Genomic DNA, 15,391 nt, shown 5'->3' on the forward strand with positions numbered 1-15,391 from the left:
CTCATGTATTGTTAACTGAACCAATATATGAGAAAAGACGTTACATCATAAACAACTTGAAGGGGAGCTCTTTGCAAGAGGTCGCTTTTTCTTTTTGGAAAAAATCACTTTGTGGTATGATATAAGTTATGTGTAAATGAGAGAAGGAGGAATGTACGTGAGTCAGGCAGTAGAAACATTATTTTCTAATTTTGATTCTTCTACGGTAGTTTTACGTAAAGAATTAGATGTAACATATTTAGAGGCGCTTGTAGAAACAGGTGATAACTTGTTTGAGGGAGCGATTTTACAAGAGGAATTATCCGAATCAACAATTGAAAGGTTGAATCGTGAATATAGTACGTTTAATGAAGAAACATATAAAGGTGAAGAAATTCGTAAAGCATTTCAGCTAGCCATTTTAAAAGGAATGAAAGAGGGCGTACAAGCGAATCACGAAATGACGCCAGATGCAGTTGGAATGTTCGTGAGCTACTTATTCCATAAATTTATGCAAGGGCAAAAAGAAATTACAGTTTTAGACCCTGCAATTGGAACGGGTAACTTAATGACTACCGTGTTTAATAGCGCCAAAGAAGAACTAGCAATGAGTGGATTTGGTGTAGAAGTGGATGAAGTGCTAATTAAACTTGCTTTAGTAAATGCGAATTTACAAAAGCATGCAATCGAATTCTTCCACCAAGATGGACTAGCACCACTTTATATCGATCCAGTTGATGCAGTTGTTTCAGATTTGCCAATTGGTTACTATCCAAATGAAATCGGTGCAAGTGAATATACATTAAAAGCAGATGAAGGAATGTCATATGCGCATCACTTATTTATTGAACAAAGTGTGAAACATACGAAAGAAGGCGGGTATTTATTCTTCTTAGTACCAAACTTCATTTTTGAAAGTGATCAAGCGCCAAAGCTACATGCATTCATTAAAGAAACATGCTTTATTCAAGGATTGTTACAGCTACCTGTTTCCATGTTTAAAAACGAGAAAAATGCAAAAAGTATATTTGTTCTCCAAAAGAAAGGCCAGGATGTAATAATGCCGAAACAGGCACTATTAGTGGAATTACCTAAATTCTCCAACATGAAGGCTATGGAGAACATGATGGATCAACTAAATACGTGGTTTGCAACACATAAGTAATGTCAGATATATGTAACAGGGTTAGTGATTAATGTAGTACAGTTGTATATAATATGGAATATTTTTTAATATATACAAGATTTAACTGAATCTTTTTGAAATCTGTAATATATTTTTTTTCTTGGTGTTACAATTTTTTCACTTGAAATATATGTCGGACGATGTTTAAATTAAAATCGTGAGTATAAAATTTACTAATGATGAAACGTTTTCATAATGAGTGAATTTAATTAGATAAAATCGAGCGGTTTGTGGAATGATCCACACAACTACCAAGAGAAAAAGGGGCGAAAGACTAGATGTCAAAAATCATCGCGATTAACGCAGGAAGCTCTTCCTTAAAGTTCCAATTATTTGAAATGCCAAGTGAAACAGTATTAACAAAAGGTTTAGTAGAACGTATCGGTTTAGAAGATAGTGTCTTCACAATTACTGTAAATGGCGAAAAACAAAAAGAAATTACAAACATCCCAGATCATGCAGTAGCAGTTAACATGCTTCTTAAGAAATTAACTGAAAACGGAATCGTAAAATCTCTTGATGAGATTGGCGGTATCGGTCACCGTGTTGTACACGGCGGCGAAAAATTTGCTGATTCTGTTTTAATTGATGATGAAGTATTAGCTGATATCGAAGACTTAAGCGATTTAGCACCACTTCACAACCCAGCAAACCTTGTTGGTATTAAATCATTCCAAGAAGTACTACCAAACGTACCAGCAGTAGCAGTATTCGATACAGCATTCCACCAAACAATGCCGGAATCTGCATTCCTATACAGCTTACCATATGAGTACTATGAGAAATTTGGCATCCGTAAATACGGTTTCCACGGAACTTCTCATAAATACGTAACTGAGCGTGCGGCTGAATTATTAGGTCGTCCAATTGAAGGCTTAAGCCTACTTTCTTGTCACTTAGGTAACGGTGCAAGTATCGCAGCAGTAGAAGGCGGTAAGTCTATCGATACTTCTATGGGCTTCACTCCACTTGCTGGTGTAACAATGGGTACACGTTCTGGTAACATTGACCCTGCGTTAATTCCATACATCATGGAAAAAACAGGCCAAACTGTAGAAGAAGTAGTTAGCGTATTAAACAAGAAGAGTGGTATGTTAGGTCTTACTGGCTACTCTAGTGACCTACGTGACATCATTGCGAAAGAAGAAGAAGGCGACCACCGTGCGAAAGTAGCACTTGACGTGTTCGTAAGCCGTATCCATAAATACATCGGTTCTTACACAGCTCGTATGAAAGGCGTTGACGCTATCATCTTTACAGCTGGTGTAGGTGAAAACAGTGCAGTTATTCGTGAGCGCGTATTAGAAGGCCTTGAGTACATGGGCGTATACTTCGACGTAAAACGCAATAACGTATTCGGTGAAGAAGCATTCATCAGCTTCCCGCACTCTCCAGTAAAAATTATCGTAATTCCAACTGACGAAGAAGTTATGATTGCTCGTGACGTATTACGTCTTGGAGATATGGGTTAATATATGCATGAAAAAGACGAGATCCTAAAGGATTTCGTCTTTTTTTTGTATATATTTTAAAATCTGATCTGGATATAGTATTTTTTCCTTTTGAATAAATGCAGTGAGGGGAATCCATTTTGCATATGAGGCTGTTTGTTCATCTTTTATATTCAGTATTTCCATTTCATATAGTGATATGTCTAATAAACGCACAGAATATAGTTGAATGATCTCATGACCAATTTCCTTACCTGAATAAAAAATATTTTCTAAGCATCCTAAATAATCGATAACTTCTATTTCTGTATGAAGTTCTTCTGTAAATTCTCGAATAACGGTATCTGTTGATTTCTCACCAAGTTCAATTGAACCGCCAAGAGGCCGATAAAAGATTTCGTCTTCCATATTATATTCTTGTACGAGAAGTCGATCGTGATGTATAGCAATGCCAAAAGCCTTTGCACGTGGATACATATGTATAATCGCTCCTTATTTGTTTTGTATAGGGACGATTATAATCTAGCTGAATAGAAACTGGTACCATTTATTCGGATAGGTTGTTGCGACTTCTTAGGTTGTAAATAAAAAACAAGCGATGTACAAGCATATTTACAAATATGTTACAATAGAAAAAAATCGAACGAGGTGGTTGTTGCGATGCGATCGAAGCGAGAACAAGCCATTTTAGAAAATATAAAAGAGTGGGAAGGGCAATTAGTAGAGCAAGAAGCGACTGATTTTCAAAAGATGTTTGATAAGTGGTTGCATACTACAGTTGCAAAACTACCTGAGAAAAAACGAAAAGACTTTTTTACGAAAGCAGATGGATGGCTCTTTCATTTGCATGCACTTATTCAAAGTTCACAATCACAGTTAGATGCACGTAATCGTATTTTAGGAACGTCGAGATTATTTGATGAATCAATTGAGCAACTTGAAGATTTGAAGGCGTTATCTATTGATCAATTAACATACATAGCAGAGCAGCAAACAGCACGTCATCGCCTATATTCATTCGTACAAGGCGGAGCAACAGGTGCTGGCGGTCTATTATTATTAACGGCTGATTTTCCGGTTATGCTTGCATTAAATGTGAAGGCTGTACAACTTATTGCGACATCATTTGGGCATGATGTGAACAAGCCATATGAAATGATGCTTGCGTTAAAGGTATTCCATGCAGCATTATTGCCGGCAAGACTTCAGCAATATGCATGGTACAATTTACTGAGAGAACTTGAGCAAGAAGATTCATTCTTTTATGAAGGAGACGAAGAGGTGTTAAAGCCAGCTTCTACTGAGGTTATGTTAAAACAAATTTTGAAGACATTTTCGATTTATGCTCTTCGTCGTAAATTATTCCAAGGCATTCCTGTACTTGGAATGGCAATTGGCTCTACAGTGAACTATCGCTTAACGAGGAATGTTACTGAATTTGCAAATAAGTTTTACCAAGTACGCTACATATTAGAAAAAGAAAAGAGAGCATGAAAAAAAGCGAGAGGCCGAAGCCTTTCGCTTTTTAGTTTGTCGCATGTTTTTTGGACATTGGAATAGAAACGGGTTGCTTTGCTGCTTTCTTTTCTGTTTTTGGATAGTAAATTAAATCCAATGTTTTTGCCTGTACGGCAATCGAAAGAATAGTAAAAGCAATTTCTGTCCAATTTAAATAATATAATGAAAGCGCAAGAACAATCGCGTCAAAGACGAAGAAAATTTGCCCAATTGTAAACCGAGTTCGTTTACTTAATATAATTGTTAAAATATCGTCTCCACCGGTTGCACCGCCAAATCGCAATATAAAACCGAGTCCAATACCAGCTAACGCACCGCCAACTACTGCAGCTACAAATAAATTATTTGATAAATCTACCGTAAAAGGAGAATAATTTTCCATAAGGGAATAAAATACTCCGAATGAAAGTGAACCTAAGAATGAATAGCCAACCATTTTTCTACCTAAAAATGAAGCACATAGTAAAATAATAGGGATATCCATTACTACAGTTGAAATAGATGGTGAAATATCATAAAAATTTTGGATAAATAGTGCAATACCTACAAAGCCACCTTCTGTTAAGTGGTTTTGGAAGTGAATGTGATATAGCGCTGCTGCTAAAATAAATGAACCGATTAAAACCATAAAAACTTCTTTAATAATTTGTCGACTTTGGATGTTCCTCATCGTTATTCCTTCTTTCCGTAGTTAGTAGTCCTTTTGGTGTTGTAAACTAACTACGAGCTCACATGTAGCTTTCAGTTAGTTTACGTAAAACTAACTACGCTATATGTCGCTGAAGAAATAACGAATAATCCTCTCGTCCATCAATTCTCCCTACCTTCGTTTTAGTTTAAGTCTTAAAGCGACTAAACAAAACGTGGAGTAGAATTCTTCATTTAGCAATCCTGCTCTTCTTTGTTTTGTTTAGCTAGTAACAATTAAGTCCTAAACAAAACGCTATGTGTAAGAAGAGTCTTTTTTTTGCCAAATTATCCTTCGGGCAATCATAATTTCCCCACTCTCGTATTTTTTTCGCTAGACTAAAGTATCTGAGCTGAAAAATACGCTACGTGTATGATTCGTCAATACGATGCCACATGCTCCTTCGAGCGATCATGATATCAAAATCCCTTCCTTCAAGATTTATATTATTATATCATACTTTCAAAAAATGTATGCGGATGGAAACCGACAATAACCGGAGGGAATCTACAAAAATTGTTATGTTTAAATATTTTTGTAGAAAAGCCTAAGTTATTTCGTAGAACTGGACAGTTTTTAGAAGTTTGTCCAATAAGTAAGAAAAGAAGAGTTCTTATTCAATTGTATTGTTCTTATCACTTTTATCTGTAAAAAATGCATCCCAGCTAATCACACTTAAAAAAGTTAAAGCGATAATAATGAAAGCTCGCATAATTTTGAGGCCTCCTTTTGTACATAGTATATGAATCCCATACTTTGTGATGTGTCATTTTTTTACAGATTATAATTATTATGAGATTATATTAATATAGATAGATGAAAGGGAGGATGGAGATATGCTAAAAGACATGTTTAAAAGAAAAGAATTAAAATGCGTTTCATGTCAGAAAAAGATTGAATATGAAGAAGAGCTAGTTGCTTTTGTGAAGTTGCCGAAAGAAAGAAGTATATTAGTAGGCCCGTTTGATGTATGTTTAGCAAAAACGGCGCAAGAAATATATTGCAAAGCTTGTTACGATAAAAAAGCATGACCCAAAGTAAATGAGGGGCATGCTTTTTTCATTGGTGTGCTTTTCCCTCAGATACGTTTTGGGTTAGACGATACCAAAGCCAAAGATCGTTAATAATTGAAGCGAGATCGGCAATTTCTGAATTAAGCCTACAGGAAATTTCGAAATTCTCTTCGTTATTTAAACAATGTTGTTTTTGATTAATATGATGTTCAAGCTCTTGTATACGATCAGGTATTTTTCCACGAATTTGCTCCCATTTTAATAAAATAGAATGCTGCGCTTGTTCAGAGATGTCTTCCCATTTTTCTTGTATGTTCGGGACTTCAATTCCTAGATGTTCATTGTATATAAAATACTTTTTCATAGACACCCCTCCATTTTCCTGCCTCTATTTTACATAAAAAAAGAAAGAAGTTCGACGAAATTGTTTGAAAAATTTTTATAAATTCCCCTTGATTCATTTTATGAAAGGTGATAAAGTTTGAATTATTATAAGAAAAGATGAATATTTATTCTTTAGGGGGATGCAAAATGGAGAAGAAAAAAGTTGTATTAGCATATTCCGGAGGTCTTGATACTTCCGTTGCAATTAAATGGTTACAAGAGAAGAATTATGATATTATAGCACTTTGCTTAGATCTAGGGGAAGGTAAAGACTTAGCGTTTGTAAAAGAAAAAGCACTTTCAGTAGGAGCAATTAAATCATATATGATTGATGTTCAAGAAGAATTTGCGAATGAATATGCATTGATAGCAATGCAAGCTCACACGTTATACGAAGGGAAATATCCTCTTGTCTCTGCATTATCTCGTCCGCTTATTGCGAAAAAATTAGTAGAAATTGCAGAGCAGGAAGGTGCAAGTGCAGTTGCACATGGATGTACAGGGAAAGGGAATGACCAAGTTCGTTTTGAAGTTTCTATTCAAGCGTTGAATCCATATTTAGAAGTTATTGCGCCTGTACGTGAATGGAAATGGTCACGTGAAGAAGAAATTGCATATGCAAAAGAAAATGATATACCGATTCCAATTAATTTAGATAGCCCGTTTTCAATCGATCAAAACTTATGGGGACGCAGCAATGAATGTGGGATTTTAGAAGATCCATGGGCGGCGCCGCCAGAAGAAGCATACGAGATGACATTAGCATTAGAAGATACACCGAATAAACCAGAGTTTGTAGAAATCGGATTTGAAGCAGGAGTACCGACGACTTTAAACGGCACTGCATATTCACTTTCAGAATTAATTAAAACGTTAAATGCCCTAGCTGGAAAACATGGTGTTGGACGTATCGATCATGTAGAAAATCGCCTTGTCGGTATTAAATCTCGTGAAGTGTACGAATGCCCAGCGGCAATGACGTTAATAACAGCGCATAAAGAACTTGAAGATTTAACACTTGTGAAAGAGGTCGCTCATTTCAAACCGATGATTGAGCAAAAACTAACAGAATTAATTTATAACGGTTTATGGTTTTCACCTTTAAAACAAGCACTCAATGCTTTCTTACAAGAAACGCAAAAAAATGTAACAGGTACAGTGCGTGTGAAATTATTTAAAGGTCATGCGATTGTAGAAGGACGTAAATCTGAGTACTCTTTATATGATGAAAAACTTGCAACATATACTGCCCAGGATGAATTTAATCATGATGCAGCAGTTGGTTTCATTTCATTATTCGGTTTACCTACAAAAGTATACAGTCAAGTGAATCAAAAGAAGGTGGAAGCGTGAGCAAACTTTGGGGCGGACGTTTTACAGAAGAAGCGGAAGCATGGGTTGAGGAGTTTGGAGCATCCATCTCCTTCGATCAACAATTAGTAAATCAAGATATAAATGGGAGTATTGCACATGTAACGATGCTAGCAAAGCAAGGCATCGTTACGAAAGAAGAAGCAGAGAAAATAAAGATAGGGCTTCAGTATTTATTAGAGGAAGCGAAAGAAAATAAATTGAATTTCTCGGTAGAAGCTGAGGATATTCATTTAAATATTGAAAAGATGTTAATTGAAAGAATCGGTGAAGTAGGAGGGAAACTTCATACAGGCCGAAGCCGTAACGATCAAGTAGCGACAGATATGCATTTGTATTTAAAAGAAAAAGTAGAAGATATTATAAAAGCTACAAAACAATTGCAAACTGTTCTTGTTCATCAAGCTGAAAATAACATTGAAACCATTATGCCTGGTTATACGCACTTGCAGCGCGCACAGCCTATATCGTTTGCTCATCATATTCTTGCTTACTTTTGGATGTTAGAGCGCGATGTGAATCGTTATGAAGATTCGTTAAAGCGTATTAACATTTCACCATTAGGAGCAGGAGCACTAGCTGGTACAACATTCCCGATTGACCGAGAGTATAGTGCGGAGCTTCTCGGATTTAATGGAATCTATGAAAATAGTTTAGATGCGGTAAGCGATCGTGATTTCATACTGGAGTTTTTAAGTAACTCATCTATGCTTATGATGCACTTATCACGCTTTTGCGAAGAACTTATTTTATGGAGTAGTCAAGAGTTTCAATTTATTGAAATGAGCGATCAATACGCAACTGGAAGCAGTATTATGCCGCAAAAGAAAAATCCGGATATGGCTGAGCTCATTCGCGGGAAAACAGGCAGAGTATATGGCAATTTATTTAGCTTACTTACAGTAATGAAAGGATTACCGCTCGCTTACAATAAAGACTTACAAGAAGATAAAGAAGGAATGTTTGATACAGTGAAAACAGTAGAAGGATGCCTTCATATTATGGCAGGCATGCTTGAAACGATGACCATAAACAAAGAAAAAATGGGGCAAGCTGTGACGCAAGACTTCTCTAACGCAACAGAAATTGCTGACTATTTAGCAAGCAAGGGACTGCCGTTCCGCCAAGCCCATGAAATTGTTGGGAAGTTAGTTCTACATTGCACACAAAAAGGAATTTACTTATTAGATGTACCACTTGAAACGTATAAAGAAATGAGTCCGTTATTTGAAGAAGATTTATATGAAGTTCTTTCACCTTATGCAGCTGTAAAGCGTCGTAACAGTGCTGGTGGAACAGGGTTTGAACAAATTGAAAAAGCTTTGGAGAAGGCGAAGGGATTAGTTAGAGAGTTTGTTGGAAGTTAAATGATGCATGATATAGAAGGTAAGGTGCTTTTTTAGAAAGTACCTTACCTTTTTGTATTTAGATTTTTAGGTATGTATTTATCATTTCATAATTGTTTTTCATAATCATAAAATGATGCTTCTCATGAATCGCTAATAGTTGGATAGATTGAATAAGGTTAGGGTAGTGAGCAATTGGATCTAAAAATACGATATGTCCTGCAATATTTTCTTCTATATTTTGAACTAGTTTTTTTATTTCATCTGTTTCACGTGAAAGTAATTCTTCTAATTCGTTTACATTCATAGAGTAATAGACTTTTTTTGAAGGGATTAAAATCCAAGGAGCTTTCATTCCTTTGCCGTGTTTTTCTTTATATTCGGCATAAATGTCATGTATATCAGTTGCAAATGGGGCGTTTTTTCTTAGTTTGGCATAAGGGATAAGAGTGAAAGAGAATTTAATCGCTACTTTTAGCATCCTTGCAATTAAATATAAGTGATAAAAGTGTTCACCAATAGACCATTTTCCGTCCTCTTTCCTATACCATAGTTGTTCGTGTGAAAGTGAATGAAGCTTAGGAAGGAACTGGTTTCTTTGCGCATGTAATGTGTGAAAATGTTTTGAGATATTTTCAGAATGCATATTTTGGTATCCTTCATGTTTTTTCCTAATTATAACATTTTTCGTATAGATGTAATTAAGCCTAGAACAATATGTTCTAGGCTTAAAGCTTCATCGATTAATCATACTTGTGTCGATCTTCCGTAATTCGAATGTATTCAATATCCATTAAATCTCGAAGCAATGCACCGTGACTTAGTTCAACACCATGTTTTTCTTTAAAATGCTCGCGAATTGTATTTAACATTTCGAGTTCTGTACCGTTCACATCTAAAATAATACGTTCATAATCATCCATGTAGCATCCTCCTTTTCTAAACACATATATTTTGTCCGTCTATTACTAAAAAATGTATGTTAGTGTAATGTTAGAAAATAAGAAAGGAATGGAAAATGAGACGTATTTATTTTGTAGGGTTAATTTTGTACACGTTAATTGTATTACACGTTGCATTCCCAAGTGTATTTTCATTTGAGGATGTAGAAACAGTACATGTTGGGATATTTATCTTTATTCTATTTGTAGTAGATTGCTGTATTTCTGTATGGCTTTCTAGAAAAAAGAAAGTACAAGAAGTAAAAGATAAAAAAGAAATCGAACGGAAAAAGAGAAAACGTTCATTTTGGATGATGACGTACTGTTTGTCTTTAGTGCTTACGGCTGCTTTTTTTAGTGAGCATATTCCATTGGAAAGATTAAATATTGGATTTGGAGCGTTCGTATTTGCATACTATTTTTTCGTGCACTTTCTTCCTTATATGAAAGAAAAGCGAGGAGAAGAGGAAGATCCACTTGTAGAAGAAGCGAGAGAACAAGAGCATAAGAGAATAGAAGAAGATATGCGGAAACTCGGAGAACAAAAGTGGTATTTAAAATCCAAAATCATATATGTTCTTTGCTTCATTACGCCGCCAATCGGTTATTTGTATGTTTTCTTACTTCGTAAAAAAATGACAGAAGATGCTAAGCAAACGTACTTAACGGTTGCGACGATAATGATGGCGCTATGGTCTTTGAAGTTCCTTCCGCCCTATGTGTTGGCAGTCACCGTTGTTGTGGTGGCTTGTCTTGTATTTATAGTGAAGTTTGTGAAATGAAAAACACCAAGCCCATGTGGACTTGGTGTTTTATTTATCCTGCATTAACGGGCAATAAGACTCCCACCTCAAAATTCAGCGAATGCGAGGGAGTTAGGTGGGAGATCAACTGCCCGTAAACGCCCGATTGGTGAAGGCTGATTAAAGTTTCACTTTATGAATTAAAGATCACCTTGCTCCTCATCACCACGAACAACAAGGACATCGCATTTTGCATAGCGAATAATATGTTCAGAGACGCTACCAATTAGGAAACGTTCAACTGCATTTAAACCAGTTGCACCGCACATAATTAAATCCACTTTATTGTTTGGAGCAATTTCTTTTGAAATTTTAGATTTAGGATTACCGAATTCTAATACAGTTTCAATGTTTTCAAGGCCAGCTTCAAGCGCAGTTTTTTTGTAGTCTTCTAATAAGTCTTCTGCAAATAGATTAGCACGTTCAGCAATTGCGCGGCTATAAGCCTCTACTGCTGAGTATGCTTTTACATCAACGATATGAGCAATTGTTAATGTTGCATTGTTTCGTTTTGCGACTTGAATTGCTTTTTTAAAGGCTTTTTCTGCTTCTTTAGAACCGTCCACCGCGATTAAAATATTTGTATATGTATTATTCATAGTAAATTCCTCCCAATCATTTTTATTACCGTTTACAACTTTATTATAAAACAAATTTTGGTAATGTGCTTGCCAGAAACGTTACAGAATTTTGAAAACTTTGCTTTAATTCATTTTAGTTGTAATTGGAGCGAGAACTTGTTACATATGGAGTATAGCAATTTAAAAGGAGGCATGTTTGTGAGACACGCGCTCATTACAGCCGGTACGAAAGGTTTAGGAAAGCAAGTAACAGAAAAGTTATTGGCTAAAGGATATTCGGTAACAGTAACGTATCATAGCGATATAACTGCTATGGAAACAATGAAAGAAACATATAAAAATATGGAAGAACGTCTGCAGTTCGTGCAAGCTGATGTCACGAAAAAGAAAGATTTACATAAAATAGTAGAAGAAGCGATGAGCCGTTTTGGCAAAATTGACTTTTTAATTAATAATGCTGGTCCTTACGTATTTGAAAGGAAAAAATTAGTCGATTACGAAGAAGACGAATGGAATGAAATGATCCAGGGTAATTTAACAGCGGTGTTTCATTTATTAAAACTTGTCGTACCGATTATGAGAAACCAGCAATTTGGCCGTATTATTAACTATGGATTTCAAGGAGCAGATAGCGCACCTGGATGGATTTATCGTTCAGCCTTTGCAGCTGCGAAAGTAGGACTTGTTTCATTAACGAAAACAGTAGCTTACGAAGAGGCAGAATATGGTATTACTGCGAATATGGTTTGCCCTGGTGATATAATTGGTGAAATGAAAGAAGCAACGATTGAAGAAGCACGAAACCTGAAAGGTAGTAACACACCGATTGGTAGATCTGGAACAGGTGAAGATATCGCAAGAACTATTTCGTTTTTATGTGAGGACGATTCTGATATGATTACTGGTACGATTATTGAAGTAACCGGCGCTGTTGATGTTATTCATAGACATCGATAGAATTAAATAAATTGAAGTTTCGAATAATTGGACAGTTTATCCTTTATACTGAGAAGTACGGATAATACTGTCCTTTAATGTAATGTAAAATCTATCGGAAAACTTGTATTATTTTTTGTCAAATATTGAGATATTATGTTAGAATATAAGAGTGTAGAAAGCGCTTTAAAAAATGATTCAGGGGTCATTTCATAACTCAAGGGGGAACTAATAATGCGTATCGGTATTCCAACAGAAATTAAAAACAATGAAAACCGCGTGGCAATGACGCCAGCGGGAGCTGTACATTTAGTACAAAATGGTCATGAAGTTTTTGTTCAAAAAGGATCGGGTGTAGGATCAGGCTTTACAGATGAAGAATACGTACAAGCTGGTGCGAAACTTGTTGAAACTGCTGAAGAAGCATGGAATCAAGATATGGTTATGAAGGTAAAAGAGCCAGTTGAAAGTGAATACGGTTATTTCCGCGAAGGTTTAATCTTATTCACATACTTACACTTAGCTCCAGAACCAGAATTAACAAAAGCGTTAATTGAAAAGAAAGTTGTTGCTATCGCATATGAAACAGTACAATTAGAAAACCGTTCATTACCATTACTTGCACCTATGAGTGAAGTAGCTGGTCGTATGTCTGCACAAATCGGTGCACAATTCCTTGAGAAAAACAAAGGCGGAAAAGGTATTTTACTTGCAGGTGTTCCAGGGGTTAAACGCGGTAAAGTAACAATTATCGGCGGTGGTCAAGCTGGTACAAACGCAGCGAAAATTGCAGTAGGTTTAGGTGCAGATGTAACAATCATCGACTTAAGTGCAGAACGTCTTCGTCAATTAGATGACATTTTTGGAAACCAAGTAAAAACGTTAATGTCTAACCCATACAACATTGCAGAAGCTGTAAGAGAATCTGATCTTGTAATCGGTGCAGTATTAATCCCAGGTGCAAAAGCGCCAAAACTTGTAACAGAAGAAATGATTCAATCAATGGAACCAGGTTCTGTCGTTGTAGATATCGCAATTGACCAAGGTGGTATTTTCGAAACAACTGACCGTATTACAACTCATGACAACCCAACTTATGAGAAATATGGTGTTGTTCACTATGCAGTTGCAAATATGCCAGGTGCGGTTCCACGTACATCAACTCTTGCATTAACAAACGTAACAGTACCATATGCAGTACAAATTGCTAACAAAGGCTATAAAGAAGCTTGCCTAGGCAACGCTGCATTATTAAAAGGTATTAACACATTAGATGGTTATGTAACATTCGAAGCAGTTGCAGAAGCGCACGGCTTACAATACGCTAATGCAAAAGAGCTTCTTGAAAAAGCTCCTGCTTTATCATAATAAAGATATATGTAAGACCCTCCTTCTGTAAGGAGGGTCTTTTTATTTTGATTAATTGTCTAGTTTCTTTACAATTTTCAAGCCGAACATCATTGTAAAGAAAAGAATGCCGAACAAGTAATAAAGGGCATATTCAACTCGTATCGTCGAATTTTCATTAGTGATATATAAAACAAATAGTATCGCGGAGCCAATTAAATGAGAAAGACCAAAAATTTGCGCCATAAGTTTTAAACTCATTTTCTCAATTCGTTCATCTATCTCAGGTAATGGGTATTTCTCGGACTCTTTCTTTTTTTTCTTAAAGAATATTCGTTTCACTACAAATAGTACCAAGGCTAAGAGTATGTATGCGCCAGCGAATAGAAGGACAGAACGAATCTGTTCTTCATCACTACTATTGAAATAAAGAAAAGTCGATCCTAACACTAAAATGGTAAGATGTGAAATGAATTCTTGATTAAAAGTATTTTTCATTCTTTTTCCTCCCCAGTTTTATCTAATTGAAATAAATCTTCTACTTTACAGTTGAAAAACTCACATAATTTCAATGCTAATTCTAAACTTGGGTTGTATTTATTCTTCTCGATAGCGATGAGGGATTGTCTAGTGATTTGAACAGAGGAAGCTAATTGCTCTTGGGTGATGTCTCTAACGACGCGGAATTGTTTCACCTTATTTTTAATCAAATATACAAAGTCTCCTTTTTGTAAATTTGTTACATTTATCATATCCATTTTTAGGTAAAAAGTAAATAAAACTTTACAAAAAGTAAACAAAACTTTACGAGAAATATAGCTTGTTACAATGTATATTTTTGTGATAATTTGGAATTAAACGAAAAAGGAAAGTCAAAAGAGGGGATTGAATGGGGAGAAAAAGTAGAAAGAGAAAGCAAGTTAGAAAACAAAAATATATAAAGAAAAAGCAGGAACAGAATATACCAATCTCAAAGAAAATAGCAATTATTATAGGTAGAACATTTAGGTATATCTGTATGGCTATTTATGTGATTTTGTGTGCTTATTCATTTGAAGTATTCTATAGTTTTGGAATAACACCTAATATTATCGAAAGTATTTTAGACGTTATACTTTTCACAATAGAATTAGTCCTATTCTTTATATTATTTGGCAGGGTGTGGCCTAGCCATGAAAGTAACGAAGATAAGAAAAGAAAAAAGAGAAAAAAATCTTCACACGCCTCAAGTTCATCAAGTGGATTTGGTGACTCTAGTAGCAACGACTGTAGCAGTTCAAGTGATGGTGGAGGAGATTGCGGAGGCGGTGGAGACTAGAAGCTAGCTATTAAATTAAGGTTTCATAATCCAGTAGAAAATGCTTTACTTGTCCACAAGAAAATGTGGGAATAAAAATGAATGTAGAATTAACAAGATTCAAAGTAAAGCCAGGTAAAAGTCATCGTGTAGATAAATGGATGCAGCTTCTTAATGATAATATGAAAGAAGTGCTTTTGACATTAAACGACGAAAAGATGTATGTAGAGACAATTTTCCGGGAAATAAGAGATGGAGAAGAGTACTTATATTGGCATTCTGTGCAAGGAGAAGGCGGGGCTCTTGTCGAAAATTCTCACTATGAAATTGATAAAAAGCATTTAGCGTTTTGGTATGAATGTATTGATGAGGATGATCAGGCTGTTGATATGAAAACAGAAGTTGTTATGATTCAAGATGTTGTGAAGGAAGCAATGAAATAATAGAATAGTATTTTAAAGAGAAGCGATTCTCTTTTTTCTGCCTCATGCCAAGTTAAAATAGATTTATATGAGAAGTGCATCAAATTTGGTGTGCTTTTTTATGTGCA

The 15,391-nt window shown here is 35.5% G+C and carries 19 protein-coding genes; 11 read left to right on the forward strand and 8 right to left on the reverse strand.

Going from position 1 to position 15,391, the window contains the following annotated elements; all coding sequences use genetic code 11:
• Positions 1–157: 157 nt before the first annotated feature.
• Together ACE38F_RS05845 and ackA are read left to right on the forward strand one after the other, a co-directional pair.
• Complete coding sequence (locus tag ACE38F_RS05845; RefSeq protein ID WP_215554400.1) at positions 158–1,144, forward strand: class I SAM-dependent methyltransferase; 987 nt, start codon at positions 158–160, stop codon at positions 1,142–1,144.
• Between the two features lie 299 nt (positions 1,145–1,443).
• On the forward strand, positions 1,444–2,637 hold the full coding sequence (gene ackA, locus ACE38F_RS05850; protein ID WP_215554399.1) for an acetate kinase: 1,194 nt from the start codon (positions 1,444–1,446) through the stop codon (positions 2,635–2,637).
• A 24-nt stretch (positions 2,638–2,661) separates the two neighbouring features.
• On the opposite strand, the gene ACE38F_RS05855 is transcribed toward ackA, so the two are convergent.
• Positions 2,662–3,093, reverse strand: coding sequence for an NUDIX hydrolase (locus ACE38F_RS05855; RefSeq protein ID WP_375369998.1), 432 nt, complete (start codon positions 3,091–3,093; stop codon positions 2,662–2,664).
• A 183-nt stretch (positions 3,094–3,276) separates the two neighbouring features.
• Here ACE38F_RS05855 and ACE38F_RS05860 point away from each other — a divergent pair, with 183 nt between their 5' ends.
• Positions 3,277–4,110 carry an EcsC family protein gene (locus ACE38F_RS05860; protein WP_375369996.1) on the forward strand — a complete coding sequence of 278 codons (834 nt, stop codon included), beginning with the start codon at positions 3,277–3,279 and terminating at the stop codon, positions 4,108–4,110.
• 31 nt (positions 4,111–4,141) lie between these two features.
• On the opposite strand, the gene ACE38F_RS05865 is transcribed toward ACE38F_RS05860, so the two are convergent.
• Positions 4,142–4,804 carry a YitT family protein gene (locus ACE38F_RS05865; RefSeq protein ID WP_002112250.1) on the reverse strand — a complete coding sequence of 221 codons (663 nt, stop codon included), beginning with the start codon at positions 4,802–4,804 and terminating at the stop codon, positions 4,142–4,144.
• An 854-nt stretch (positions 4,805–5,658) separates the two neighbouring features.
• On the opposite strand from ACE38F_RS05865, the gene ACE38F_RS05870 reads away from it, so the two are divergent.
• On the forward strand, positions 5,659–5,853 hold the full coding sequence (locus ACE38F_RS05870) for a hypothetical protein (RefSeq protein WP_215554396.1): 195 nt from the start codon (positions 5,659–5,661) through the stop codon (positions 5,851–5,853).
• Positions 5,854–5,881: 28 nt separating this feature from the next.
• On the opposite strand, the gene ACE38F_RS05875 is transcribed toward ACE38F_RS05870, so the two are convergent.
• Positions 5,882–6,199: a radical SAM protein gene (locus ACE38F_RS05875; protein ID WP_215554395.1), complete on the reverse strand. Its 318-nt coding sequence runs from the start codon at positions 6,197–6,199 to the stop codon at positions 5,882–5,884.
• A 167-nt stretch (positions 6,200–6,366) separates the two neighbouring features.
• On the opposite strand from ACE38F_RS05875, the gene ACE38F_RS05880 reads away from it, so the two are divergent.
• Together ACE38F_RS05880 and argH are read left to right on the forward strand one after the other, a co-directional pair.
• The gene (locus ACE38F_RS05880) at positions 6,367–7,572 is read left to right on the forward strand and encodes an argininosuccinate synthase (protein WP_215554394.1); all 1,206 of its coding nucleotides are present in this window, start codon (positions 6,367–6,369) and stop codon (positions 7,570–7,572) included.
• Positions 7,569–8,957: an argininosuccinate lyase gene (gene argH, locus ACE38F_RS05885; protein ID WP_375369995.1), complete on the forward strand. Its 1,389-nt coding sequence runs from the start codon at positions 7,569–7,571 to the stop codon at positions 8,955–8,957. The genes ACE38F_RS05880 and argH overlap by 4 nt, the downstream gene beginning before the upstream one ends.
• A 58-nt stretch (positions 8,958–9,015) precedes the next feature.
• Here argH and ACE38F_RS05890 read toward each other — a convergent pair whose 3' ends face one another.
• The gene (locus ACE38F_RS05890) at positions 9,016–9,582 is read right to left on the reverse strand and encodes a DinB family protein (RefSeq protein WP_375369993.1); all 567 of its coding nucleotides are present in this window, start codon (positions 9,580–9,582) and stop codon (positions 9,016–9,018) included.
• Between the two features lie 97 nt (positions 9,583–9,679).
• Positions 9,680–9,859 carry a hypothetical protein gene (locus ACE38F_RS05895; RefSeq protein WP_002034316.1) on the reverse strand — a complete coding sequence of 60 codons (180 nt, stop codon included), beginning with the start codon at positions 9,857–9,859 and terminating at the stop codon, positions 9,680–9,682.
• A gap of 95 nt (positions 9,860–9,954) precedes the next feature.
• On the opposite strand from ACE38F_RS05895, the gene ACE38F_RS05900 reads away from it, so the two are divergent.
• Entirely contained in the window at positions 9,955–10,659 is a 705-nt protein-coding gene (locus ACE38F_RS05900; RefSeq protein WP_375369992.1) for a hypothetical protein, read from the forward strand.
• Between the two features lie 161 nt (positions 10,660–10,820).
• Here ACE38F_RS05900 and ACE38F_RS05905 read toward each other — a convergent pair whose 3' ends face one another.
• The gene (locus tag ACE38F_RS05905) at positions 10,821–11,279 is read right to left on the reverse strand and encodes a universal stress protein (protein WP_002112239.1); all 459 of its coding nucleotides are present in this window, start codon (positions 11,277–11,279) and stop codon (positions 10,821–10,823) included.
• Positions 11,280–11,426: 147 nt separating this feature from the next.
• Here ACE38F_RS05905 and ACE38F_RS05910 point away from each other — a divergent pair, with 147 nt between their 5' ends.
• Together ACE38F_RS05910 and ald are read left to right on the forward strand one after the other, a co-directional pair.
• Entirely contained in the window at positions 11,427–12,218 is a 792-nt protein-coding gene (locus ACE38F_RS05910) for an SDR family oxidoreductase (protein WP_375370126.1), read from the forward strand.
• A gap of 213 nt (positions 12,219–12,431) precedes the next feature.
• On the forward strand, positions 12,432–13,565 hold the full coding sequence (gene ald, locus ACE38F_RS05915) for an alanine dehydrogenase (protein WP_375369991.1): 1,134 nt from the start codon (positions 12,432–12,434) through the stop codon (positions 13,563–13,565).
• 51 nt (positions 13,566–13,616) lie between these two features.
• Here the strand turns inward: ald and ACE38F_RS05920 are convergent, their stop codons facing one another.
• Together ACE38F_RS05920 and ACE38F_RS05925 are read right to left on the reverse strand one after the other, a co-directional pair.
• Positions 13,617–14,042, reverse strand: a complete 426-nt coding sequence (locus tag ACE38F_RS05920; RefSeq protein ID WP_375369990.1) for a hypothetical protein — start codon at positions 14,040–14,042, stop codon at positions 13,617–13,619.
• Positions 14,039–14,302, reverse strand: coding sequence for a helix-turn-helix transcriptional regulator (locus ACE38F_RS05925; RefSeq protein WP_141554606.1), 264 nt, complete (start codon positions 14,300–14,302; stop codon positions 14,039–14,041). The genes ACE38F_RS05920 and ACE38F_RS05925 overlap by 4 nt, the downstream gene beginning before the upstream one ends.
• 131 nt (positions 14,303–14,433) lie before the next feature.
• Between ACE38F_RS05925 and ACE38F_RS05930 the strand changes: the two genes are divergently transcribed.
• Entirely contained in the window at positions 14,434–14,862 is a 429-nt protein-coding gene (locus tag ACE38F_RS05930; RefSeq protein ID WP_215554388.1) for a hypothetical protein, read from the forward strand.
• A gap of 77 nt (positions 14,863–14,939) precedes the next feature.
• On the forward strand, positions 14,940–15,284 hold the full coding sequence (locus ACE38F_RS05935) for a DUF6176 family protein (protein ID WP_341305631.1): 345 nt from the start codon (positions 14,940–14,942) through the stop codon (positions 15,282–15,284).
• The last annotated feature ends 107 nt before the right edge of the window (positions 15,285–15,391 follow it).

The sequence above is a fragment of the Bacillus altaicus genome (assembly GCF_042136375.2).
GTDB lineage: Bacteria > Bacillota > Bacilli > Bacillales > Bacillaceae_G > Bacillus_A > Bacillus_A cereus_U.

Coding starts and splice junctions, on each gene's coding strand:
- ACE38F_RS05855 (WP_375369998.1), bottom strand. CDS start 3,093: ATGTATCCACGTGCAAAGGCTTTTGGCATTGCTATACATCACGATCGA.
- ACE38F_RS05905 (WP_002112239.1), bottom strand. CDS start 11,279: ATGAATAATACATATACAAATATTTTAATCGCGGTGGACGGTTCTAAA.
- ACE38F_RS05910 (WP_375370126.1), top strand. CDS start 11,427: ATGGAGTATAGCAATTTAAAAGGAGGCATGTTTGTGAGACACGCGCTC.
- ACE38F_RS05870 (WP_215554396.1), top strand. CDS start 5,659: ATGCTAAAAGACATGTTTAAAAGAAAAGAATTAAAATGCGTTTCATGT.
- ACE38F_RS05895 (WP_002034316.1), bottom strand. CDS start 9,859: ATGGATGATTATGAACGTATTATTTTAGATGTGAACGGTACAGAACTC.
- ACE38F_RS05875 (WP_215554395.1), bottom strand. CDS start 6,199: ATGAAAAAGTATTTTATATACAATGAACATCTAGGAATTGAAGTCCCG.
- ackA (WP_215554399.1), top strand. CDS start 1,444: ATGTCAAAAATCATCGCGATTAACGCAGGAAGCTCTTCCTTAAAGTTC.
- ald (WP_375369991.1), top strand. CDS start 12,432: ATGCGTATCGGTATTCCAACAGAAATTAAAAACAATGAAAACCGCGTG.
- ACE38F_RS05860 (WP_375369996.1), top strand. CDS start 3,277: ATGCGATCGAAGCGAGAACAAGCCATTTTAGAAAATATAAAAGAGTGG.
- ACE38F_RS05880 (WP_215554394.1), top strand. CDS start 6,367: ATGGAGAAGAAAAAAGTTGTATTAGCATATTCCGGAGGTCTTGATACT.
- ACE38F_RS05930 (WP_215554388.1), top strand. CDS start 14,434: ATGGGGAGAAAAAGTAGAAAGAGAAAGCAAGTTAGAAAACAAAAATAT.
- ACE38F_RS05865 (WP_002112250.1), bottom strand. CDS start 4,804: ATGAGGAACATCCAAAGTCGACAAATTATTAAAGAAGTTTTTATGGTT.
- ACE38F_RS05920 (WP_375369990.1), bottom strand. CDS start 14,042: ATGAAAAATACTTTTAATCAAGAATTCATTTCACATCTTACCATTTTA.
- ACE38F_RS05935 (WP_341305631.1), top strand. CDS start 14,940: ATGAATGTAGAATTAACAAGATTCAAAGTAAAGCCAGGTAAAAGTCAT.
- ACE38F_RS05890 (WP_375369993.1), bottom strand. CDS start 9,582: ATGCATTCTGAAAATATCTCAAAACATTTTCACACATTACATGCGCAA.
- ACE38F_RS05900 (WP_375369992.1), top strand. CDS start 9,955: ATGAGACGTATTTATTTTGTAGGGTTAATTTTGTACACGTTAATTGTA.
- ACE38F_RS05925 (WP_141554606.1), bottom strand. CDS start 14,302: ATGGATATGATAAATGTAACAAATTTACAAAAAGGAGACTTTGTATAT.